The organism is Mycobacterium sp., from assembly GCF_049281135.1.
Classification (GTDB): Bacteria; Actinomycetota; Actinomycetes; order Mycobacteriales; family Mycobacteriaceae; genus Mycobacterium.
The window spans coordinates 1-2734 of the sequence record NZ_JBAPRN010000130.1; the positions used below are offsets into that span (position 1 = coordinate 1).

A 2734-nucleotide genomic window follows, 5' to 3' on the forward strand; every position below is an offset into this window, starting at 1 on the left:
CGAATTGGCAGCGTCGGCGCTCGTCGCGTAGTTGATGGCGACGGCGAACCCGTCTGCTGCAAGGCGGCGGGCGATGGCGGCCCCAATGCCTCTCGCGGCACCGGTGACGAGCGCCACGCGGGGCCCATGCCCCGCAGCGGTGTTCGCACGCTGGTCCGTCATGACCGACTCCTCTCGTGGCGCATGTGCCGACTCTGCTTCATGGACTGCGAATCTTGCGCGGCCCGGTCCCATCCTCAGCGAGATGCCGATGAGCTGAGCGGGGTGTAACAGACTCACAAACTAGCGGACCCAAACGACTCAAGGAGCGCCGACGCCCTTTGCCGCCGAGGCGTCGATTCTCACCCACGCAGCTGTGGTGACGAGCCGCCGACCCAGAAAGCGCCCAGACTGGCTGGAGCGCAGGGAGTCACTGCAACGTGGGCTGGCCCTGGTCCTCCGCGAAGGGAATGGCGACGCGCGCCAGTGTGCCGCCGTCGGCAGAGGCCAGCACTTGCCCCGAGGTGTAGGCAGCGTCATCGGAGACCAGGAACAATGCGGTTCTGGCGTTGTCGAGCAGTGAAGGGGGCCGATCGAGCTTGAGGGGGATGGGCGTTACTCCCTTGTCCCACGGGCCTGCGGACTCCTCGTAGGACTGGCCCACCACCGGTGCACCGCGTTCCATCAGAAAGTTTGGCGACATGCCGTGGGTCGGCGCAATGGCATTGACGCGGATGCCCCACTTGCCCAGGTCAAGTGACAGCGACCGAACGAATCCGTTCACGCCCGCCTTCGTGGCCGCATACGGCGAGATGCTGTGGTAGGCGGCGATCGATGCTGCCGACGACGTGATGAGTATTGCCCCGCCGCCGTTGTCGCGCAGGGGCCGCACGGAGTGCTTGGCGCACAGGAACGGGCCCGTCAGGTTGACGTTGACGACTTCATTCCAGTCCTCCAGCGGAAAGTCCTCGAAGAGGAGTTCCTCGCCTCCGGCAACACTCGGTACCCCACCTCGGGACACGATGCCGGCATTGGCCCACATGATGTCGAGCTTGCCGAACGCGTCGAGCGCGGTCTGCACGGTTCGAGCGACATCGGCCTCATTGCCGGTGTCCGCCTCAACCGACACCGCATCGCCGCCATCCTCGGTAATGAGCTTGACGGTGCCCTCGGCTCGGTCGCCGAGGATGTCCATCACCACGACTTTGGCGCCTTCGGAGGCGAAGAGTTGCGCAGCAGTCCGGCCCAACCCGGATCCCGCACCCGTGATCACTGCGACCTTGTCGTCGAGTCTTCCCACTTCAGCCTCTTCCTTGAGACACGTTCTCGGAACACCATTTCGTCACCTACCGCCCCGCGGGGACCGCAGAATCGAATTAGGTTATCTAAACCCTATAGATTTATGTCCGGCCATGTCAACGCATTCATTGAGACTTCTCCTAACCCCCACGCTGACGGCCGAGCCCACGAAGACATCCTGAGTGTGCAAGCCGTGCACCGAACGAACCACGGGGTTGCAGTGCTGGATCCACCGAACTCGCCTGCGTGGCAACGCATCTCGTGCATACGGCTCCGGTGTCCGGAACCGACCTGGTGCACCGGAGCCAGCGAGAACGTGCTGCCCAGAGGACCGCGCACCCGCTGAGCCGCCGGGCTCTCAAGCGAAGAGGGGCTGCATTCCCTCGGTGAGGTTCACCGTCTTCAGCTCGTAGAAGGCTTGGAGCGCTTCGGGGCCGGTGTCGCGTCCAACGCCTGAGCACTTGATGCCGCCGAAGGGCGCTTCGGTGTTGTAGATGAAGGCGTTGACGCTGAACGTGCCGGTGCGAACTCGTCGCGCCACGTCTGCGGCCCGTTCCGGGTCAGTGGTGAACACCGCGCCATGCAGCCCGTAATCGGAATCGTTCGCGATGGCGATGGCTTCGTCGATCGTGTCATAACCCATGACCGACACCACGGGACCGAAGATCTCCTCTTGACTGATCCGCATGGAGTTGGTCGCCTGGGTGAACACCGTCGGCTGGATGAAGTAGCCCGTCTCCAGTCCCGGCGGAACCCCGCCGCCCGTCGCCACGACCGCGCCGTCGGCCTTGCCCGCTTCGATGTAGCCGAGCACGCGATCATGCTGCTGTTTGGAGACCAGGGGGCCCATCGTCGTTCCGGGTTCGGCGGGGTCGCCCACGACGAAGGACTCGGCGGTGGCGACCAGGGCCGCAACGACCTCGTCGTAGCGGCTGTTGGGTACCAGCACGCGGCTGTAGGCCGCACAGACCTGACCGGTGTTGAAGAAACAACCCATGGCCAATGCTGCCATCGTGGTGGGGATGTCCGCGTCATCGAGGATGATCGCTGCCGACTTGCCGCCCAGTTCGAGCTGCACCCGCTTGAACGAGCCGCCACATTCGCGGCCAATCTCACGCCCCGCAGCCGTCGACCCGGTGAAACTGACCTTGTCGACCTCGGGATGCGCGACCAATGCGCGCCCGGCGTCCCGGTCTCCGGTGATCAAGTTGAAGGCGCCAGCCGGCACGCCGGCCTGATCGAGAGCCTCGGCGATGTAGAAGGAGTCCAGAGGGGTTTCCGGCGCCGGCTTGAAGACGACGCTGCATCCCGTCACCAGGGCGGGGATGATCTTAGAAAGTGCCATGTTGAAGGGGCCGTTCCAGGGGGCGATGGAGGCCACCACCCCTACCGGCTCCTTGATCACGGCGACGTCGCACAGTTGCGTCGTGCGAACCTCGCTCGGCGCGTCGTCTCG

General features: G+C 64.8%; 3 protein-coding genes. All 3 read right to left on the bottom strand.

The window, feature by feature from the left end:
* Positions 1-234 (bottom strand): SDR family NAD(P)-dependent oxidoreductase (locus tag WAN02_RS05315; RefSeq protein WP_422263133.1); only part of this gene is annotated, 234 nt, incomplete at its 3' end.
* Between the two features lie 175 nt (positions 235-409).
* Positions 410-1279, bottom strand: coding sequence for an SDR family NAD(P)-dependent oxidoreductase (locus tag WAN02_RS05320; RefSeq protein WP_422263131.1), 870 nt, complete (start codon positions 1277-1279; stop codon positions 410-412).
* 357 nt (positions 1280-1636) lie between these two features.
* Positions 1637-2734 (bottom strand): aldehyde dehydrogenase family protein (locus tag WAN02_RS05325; RefSeq protein WP_422263132.1); only part of this gene is annotated, 1098 nt, incomplete at its 5' end.